Raw genomic sequence first — 7,063 nt, forward strand, 5'->3', positions numbered from 1 at the left:
CAAGAGATCTGGTGACAATAGCAGAGAGGTCACACCTGTTCCCATCCCGAACACAGAAGTTAAGCTCTCTAGCGCTGATGGTACTTGGCGGGCAGCTGCCTGGGAGAGTAGGACGTCGCCAGTTTGAGAAGAAGCGATCCAATGGATCGCTTCTTTTGTTATGCGGAAAAAAGAGAGACGGCTGGTTGGGTGCTGGCCGCCAAGTACCTACCGAAGCAAAAAGGCGAGGCAGGTGCCCATTTTGCGCGGCTTCAGCCGCAGTGCAAAATGGGACAGCATGGGAGCGGCGCAGGCCGCGAGTCGGAGGGAAGCGCATGGAGGAAACGCGGAGCGTTTCAGCGCTGACCGTTGCCTGGGAGAGTAGGACGTCGCCAGTTTGAGAAGAAGCGATCCAATGGATCGCTTCTTTTGTTATGCGGAAAAAAGAGAGACGGCTGGGTGGGTGCTGGCCGCCAAGTACCTACCGAAGCAAAAAGGCGAGGCAGGTGCCCATTTTGCGCGGCTTCAGCCGCAGTGCAAAATGGGACAGCATGGGAGCGGCGGAGGCCGCGAGTCGGAGGGAAGCGCATGAAGGAAACGCGGAGCGTTTCAGCGCTGACCGTTGCCAGTTTGAGAAGAAGCGATCCAATGGATTGCTTCTTTTGTTATGCGGAAAAAAGAGAGACAGCTGGGTGGGTGCTGGCCGCCAAGTACCTACCGAAGCAAAAAGGCGAGGCGGGTGCCCATTTTGCGCGGCTTCAGCCTCAGTGCAAAATGGGACAGCATGGGAGCGGCGGAGGCCGCGAGTCGGAGAGAAGCGCATGAAGGAAACGCGGAGCGTTTCAGCGCTGACCGTTGCCTGGGAGAGTAGGACGTTGCCAGTTTGAGAAGAAGCGATCCATTGGATCGCTTCTTTTGTTATGCGGAAAAAAGAGAGACGGCTGGGTGGGTGCTGGCCGCCAGATGCCTGCCGCCAAGAGCCTGCCGGAGTCGTGTATTGTAGGCCAGTCTTAAACGGAACTTATCCCAAGCAGGCGCGGCACAGATCGGTAAGCTCTTTGCTGCGGCCGCGGCGCCAGATCAGCCGGCTTTTCATTCTTTTTGGATCGTGGAAGGGCGGGATACCAGCATCGGAGTATCCTGGAATAGGCGAAAACAGCAAAAAAAATGAAGAATCACCGAAAAACACAAAAAAGTCAGGGAGGAATGCGCCATATTTGACGTGAAATAGGTGAAAACACAGAAAAAAATGTAGTTTCACCTATTTGGCGGTCCTATTTCGGCGAGATCGAGAAAAAAATCTACATTTCGCCTATCTGCCCCCAGAGTCCGTCTCCCGCAATCTGCCGTTGGCCATCAAAGCAGCCGGAGATCTGCTGTCCGGCGGGGCCCAACAACTCCACGGGAGCGCTGCCGCTCGCCGAGGGCCAGCAATACAACCGGGGATTCACCACGCCGGGGGCCGGCCGCGATCAACAGTCTTAACGATTGCAAAACATACTTTTAATACAGATTTTACACTGGGATGCTATTCTGAATAAGCGGACCGGAGGGTAACAGCACGATTATAACGGAATGTTTGTATTGCAGTGTCGGCAGCCGACGCTGCAGATCATATCGTGCAGCGCAGGCGTACGGGCTGCCGCCGCCGCGCAAAATAACGCACAGAATGCCGCCCGCAGTGCGTGTCTTCCCCCGGATGTATCATCCCCGGGCAAGTGGGGGAGAGGGAGAGGGCGGAACCAGAAGAGAAATAAAGTTGGAAGGAAGTGGAGTTAAGTGGCCGCAGCGAAAGTAGTGAAAAAGGATAGAGAGATCTATGGAGTGATAGATATGGGTTCAAACACATTTCGGTTGTCCCTGTACAGATATGAAGCGGATCAGCTCACGTTGCTGCTGGGGAAAAAATTTGTGGTGGGACTGGCGGATTATATTGAGCGAGATGAATTATCAGATAGGGGCATTGTCAAAGCGTGCAGCGCGTTGGAGCATTTTTTGCGTATCTTAGATAACTTTAATATCAGTAATTATTATGTGTTTGCAACCGCCTCGCTGCGAAATGTACAAAATCGCGGGAAGGTGCTTGATATGATCAGGAAACGGACCGGTCTGAAAGTGGACGTGCTGTCGGGAGAGCGGGAGGCGACTCTGGATTTTATAGGCGCGTCCAGGGGCGTGTGTACGGATAAAGGAGTTTTGGTGGATATCGGCGGGGGAAGTACGGAGCTTACTTTATATGAAAATGGGGAGATCCTCCAAGCCGCCAGCATGCCAGTGGGATCTCTCAATTTGTATTCAAAATATGTGAAGAAGCTGCTGCCGAATGTGGAGGAACGGAGAAAGATCAGAAAAAAAGTGACAGAAGAACTGAAAACTCTGGAGAACAGCGGGAAGATCCGTCCGAAAAAGTTTGTGACACTGTGCGGAGTGGGCGGCAGCGTACGGGCCGCCGCCGCATTGAACAATGAAATATTTGAGAGTAAGTCTGGAAGCAGAGAGATGGAAGCCGACGATGTAGAGAAAGTGCTGCATGTGTTTTCTTCCTGCAACAAAGACACGCTGCGCTGGATCCTTCAGGTAGCGCCGGAGAGGATCCACACGGCGATTCCCGGAATGATCATTTTGCAGACTGTGAGCAACTATTTTAAGTGTGAACGGATATTAGTCAGCAGGTTAGGAATAAGAGAGGGCTATTTGTATGAAAAGATATGCAGATATTAGCTATACGCAAAATCGCGAACTCTCCTGGCTGAGATTCAATCAGCGGGTCCTGCAGGAAGCGGAGGATGAGACGGTCCCTATTTTTGAACGATTGAAGTTTGCGGCTATCTTTGTAAACAATCTGGATGAGTTTTTCATGATCAGAGTGGGCAGTCTCTTTGACCTTTCGATGATGAAGGAACCGCATATAGACAACAAAAGCGGAATGGATCCCGGGCAGCAGCTTGAAAAAATATTCAAAGCGGTTTCCCCGCTTTACAGGGAGCTGGACGAGACGTTTGACGCCATAGAAGAACAGCTGATGGAATACGGGGTGTCCCGCATAAAGATGGATCAGCTGGGCAAGAAGGAACGTGCGTATGTGCGTGAATACTGGGAGACATACATATTTCCGATCCTCTCTCCTCAGATCGTGGATCCTCACAGACCGTTTCCTCATCTGCAGAACAAGACGCTGAATATAGTTGTAAAGCTGAAAGATGAGCTGGGGATATGCTACGGGATCGTTCCGGTTCCGGCTTCGCTTCCGCGGATGTTGTTTATGCCTGGAAACAGCGTGCGCTACGTGCTGGTCGAAGATATCATATGCGATTGTGCCGAAGAGATTTTTCACATGTATCAGCTATTGTGTAAAAGCGTCACAATTGTCACACGCAATGCAGATATCAGTCCGGAGGACGAGGGATTTGAGATCGACGACGATTACCGTGCGCGCATGAAAAAGATGCTGCGAAAGCGGAAGCGTCTGGCTGCAGTTCGTCTGGAAATTCAGGGAAAAGTGACAGAAGACACATTAGATTTTTTGCTGGGCCGTCTCAAGATCTCCGCGTCACAGGTTTTTTACAGCACAACACCATTGAATCTAAGCTACGTCTTTGAGCTGGAGGGTAAGATACCGACTGTTTTCAGAAAGAACATTACATACATACCGTTTGAACCGCAGCCGTCTGCCGTGGTGAAAAAAGGAGAAAGTATTCTGAGTCAGTCTCTGCGCAGAGACATTTTACTTTTTTATCCGTATGAGCAGATGGAGCCGTTTCTGCAGATGATACGTGAGGCGGCTGGAGACCCCGCCGTCATCTCGATCAAAATTACGATCTACCGTCTGGCGAGCAAGGCAAAACTGGTGGAGTATCTGAGCGCGGCGGCAGAAAACGGGAAAGACGTTACCATATTGATGGAGTTAAGGGCGCGGTTTGACGAAGCCAGCAATATCAATTGGTCCAATGTTCTGGAAGAAGCCGGATGCAATGTGATCTATGGATTTGAGGGCTTTAAAACTCATTCCAAGATTTGTATGGTCACGAGAAGAGAAAAATCGGGGATACGCTACATCACTCAGGTGGGAACAGGAAATTACAATGAAAAAACAGCTAAAATGTATACTGATCTGTGTCTGATCACATCCGACCGGGAGATCGGCGAGGACGCGTCGCTGTTTTTTCAGAATATGGGAATTTCAAATCTGGATGGGAAATACAGACGCCTTCTTGCGGCACCCAATGAAATGAAGCCGAAGCTGATCGCGATGATAGACGAAGAGATCGACAGGGTAAAAAACCGCATGCAGGGCAGGATCTGGCTGAAGATCAATTCACTTACGGACCGCGATTTAATAGATAAGCTGGAGGAAGCCTCCTGCGCCGGCGTAAAGATAGATATGATCGTTCGGGGGATCTGCTGTATTCTGCCGGGTATACCGGGGAAAACGGAAAATATTACTGTGCGCAGTATTGTGGGAAGATATCTGGAGCATTCCAGAATTTACTGCTTCGGACCGGCGGGGGAAGAACGTATATTTATTTCTTCTGCTGATTTTATGACGCGGAATACGGAACGCCGTATTGAGATCGCCTGTCCGGTTTTGGATGAGGGGGTGAAACAGCGCATCCTCGAAATGATGAACGTGATGTTTCGCGATAACGTGAAAGCCAGAGAAATGCAGCCTGACGGGACATACATCAGGCGGTCGGGTTCGGATCGGTCTGTGCTGGACAGTCAGGAATACTTTATGGAGGAGGCGGCGCGGAAGGCGGGAAAGTCCGAAGAAGGACCGCAGGCCTGCAGGCATCCGTCCGGGCTGGGAGGTATGCTGCAGCGTTTAATGGCCCGGTGGGGCAAATGGTAGCGCCTGTGCAGAATAAGTGTTCCAACACGTATTGAGAAATGAATAAATTAATTGAAAATGCAATAGAAAAAACGGGAGATCGGAAAAACGGTCTCTTTTTTTTGCAGGCGTAGAGGGAAGCCACCACGGTATAAAGATCATATGGCCGCAGAAATTCTGGAAGACTCCGTGCGGTGAAAAATTAAATTCGGAATGGGAACGGATGAAAATGAATTGGCACATTCCTTGCTACATAATAGGAGTATCGTTCTCTTAAAAATAAGAGATACCATTTTCTAGGGCGTGATACAGGAGGAAAACCAGAATGGAACTGAAAAATGCAATTCCCAAGATTGTGACATCCACTCTTCCAGGACCGAAAGCAAAAGAGATCATTGATCGGAGGGCGGCGGCGGTGCCGGACGCTATCAAATGTACATATCCCGTCGTGATTAAACGAGGGGAAGGCGCCATGATCGAGGATGTGGACGGTAATCTGTTTCTCGATTGGATCGGCGGCGTGGGCGTTATGAACGTCGGATACAGCCAGCCTGATGTGGTGAAGGCTGTGCAGGAGCAGGCGGAGAAATATTTCCACAGCATGATGAATATCACCACTCACGAGGGATACATCAAGCTGGCGGAGAAGATGAACCAGATCGTGCCGGTGCGCGGCGAGAAGAAGAAAACGATGTTTGTCAACAGCGGCGCGGAGGCCGACGAAAATGCGGTGAAGATCGCCAGAGGATACACCGGAAGACCCAATATCATTGTGTTTACCGGTGCTTTTCACGGACGTACGCTGATGACCATGGCCATGACCGGAAAGAAGGCTTATGCGCTGAGCATGGGACCTTTCCCGGATGGGATCTACCGGACAGAGTATCCATACCTGTACCGGACGCCGGGAGACCTGACAGGCCAGGCAGCCATCGACTATTATATGGATCAGCTGAACCGGACCTTCATCGAAGCTTCCCCGGCCGAGTACGTGGCGGCTATCGTTCTGGAACCGATCCAGGGCGAAGGAGGTTTTGTGCCGGCGCCTATCGAATGGGTAAAAGCTGTACGCAAGATCTGCGATGAAAAAGGAATCATGCTGGTGGCCGACGAGGTACAGACCGGTTTTGGCCGCAGCGGCAGAATGTTCGCCAGCGAGTACTGGATGGAGGAAGGCTGCCCGCCGGATATTCTGACCTCGGCGAAATCCATTGCCGGCGGAGCGCCCATCAGCGCAGTTACGGCCAGAACGGAGATCATGGACGGCGTGCCCAGCGGAACCATCGGCGGTACGTTCTGCGGAAATGCTCTCTCCTGTGCGGCGGCGCTGCAGGTCATCGAGCTGATGGAAAAGGAAGATTATCCGGCAAAGGCCCGCCACATCTCCGAGAAGGTCATGAAGGTATGGAAAGAATGGCAGGAGAAGTACGAGGTCGTGGGCGACGTGAGAGGCGTTGGCTGCATGATGGGCATAGAGTTTGTCAAAGACAAGGCGTCCAAAGCGCCGAATCCGGAACTGGTAAGCGCCATCGTCAGCGAGGCTGCGCAGAACGGTCTTCTGATAGAGAGCGCGGGTACTTATGGAAATGTAATACGTTTCCTGTCTCCGCTGGTGGTCACAGACGAACAGCTTGACGCAGGCCTTGCCATCTATGAGGCCGCGCTGAAGAAGCATATGAAATAGAAACACAGGAACGGCTGAAACGGCGGGAGCGCCGGCAGGGCCAGGAACACGATGAAAAGCGGAACGTTGCAGCGATCAGGTGTCCGGGCAAACTCTCTCTTGTGTGGACAGAAAAGATATTCTGCAGGCAGCGGGACAGATCCGGGCGGCCGCGGCGAAAAGATGAGTTAGATGCCGCCGCGGCCGGAAGTCTGCAGTACGGCGAAAATGGTAAGATCGTGAAGATTTTTAAGGAGTCGAAAGGAGAATTACAATGGCATTAATGACAGGCGCAGAGTACATCGAAAGTTTGAGAAAGCTGAATACGAGAGTGTACATGTTCGGTGAGAAGGTGGACGATTGGGTGGATCATCCCATGATCCGTCCCTCCATCAACTGTATCGCCATGACTTACGAGCTGGCTCACGATCCCCGCTACGAGGACCTGATGACCGTCACCTCCAATCTGACGGGAAAGAAGATCAACCGCTTCGGCCATCTCCATCAGAGCACCGAAGACCTGAAGAATAAAGTCAAGATGCAGAGACTGCTGGGACAGAAGACCGCTTCCTGCTTCCAGAGATGCGTGGGCA

4 protein-coding genes and 1 rRNA gene are annotated in these 7,063 nt (G+C 51.6%); all 5 read left to right on the forward strand.

What is annotated here, in order from left to right; translation table 11 throughout:
• Positions 1-7 precede the first annotated feature (7 nt).
• A 5S ribosomal RNA gene (rrf, locus tag E0E37_RS00005) occupies positions 8-124 on the forward strand.
• 1,634 nt (positions 125-1,758) lie between these two features.
• Entirely contained in the window at positions 1,759-2,700 is a 942-nt protein-coding gene (locus tag E0E37_RS00010) for a Ppx/GppA phosphatase family protein (protein ID WP_246019589.1), read from the forward strand.
• Complete coding sequence (gene ppk1 / locus E0E37_RS00015) at positions 2,678-4,828, forward strand: polyphosphate kinase 1 (RefSeq protein ID WP_130860933.1); 2,151 nt, start codon at positions 2,678-2,680, stop codon at positions 4,826-4,828. Before E0E37_RS00010 ends, ppk1 begins: the two co-directional genes overlap by 23 nt.
• A 304-nt stretch (positions 4,829-5,132) precedes the next feature.
• On the forward strand, positions 5,133-6,491 hold the full coding sequence (locus tag E0E37_RS00020; RefSeq protein WP_130860934.1) for an aspartate aminotransferase family protein: 1,359 nt from the start codon (positions 5,133-5,135) through the stop codon (positions 6,489-6,491).
• 253 nt (positions 6,492-6,744) lie between these two features.
• Positions 6,745-7,063: 4-hydroxyphenylacetate 3-hydroxylase N-terminal domain-containing protein (locus tag E0E37_RS00025; RefSeq protein WP_281275505.1), on the forward strand; the 319-nt coding region annotated here is incomplete at its 3' end.

This window comes from Bacilliculturomica massiliensis (assembly GCF_900605495.1).
GTDB lineage: Bacteria > Bacillota > Clostridia > Peptostreptococcales > Anaerovoracaceae > Bacilliculturomica > Bacilliculturomica massiliensis.

What these genes read in the sequence shown, in the direction of transcription:
- ppk1 (WP_130860933.1), top strand. Translation starts at nt 2,678, where the DNA reads ATGAAAAGATATGCAGATATTAGCTATACGCAAAATCGCGAACTCTCC.
- E0E37_RS00020 (WP_130860934.1), top strand. Translation starts at nt 5,133, where the DNA reads ATGGAACTGAAAAATGCAATTCCCAAGATTGTGACATCCACTCTTCCA.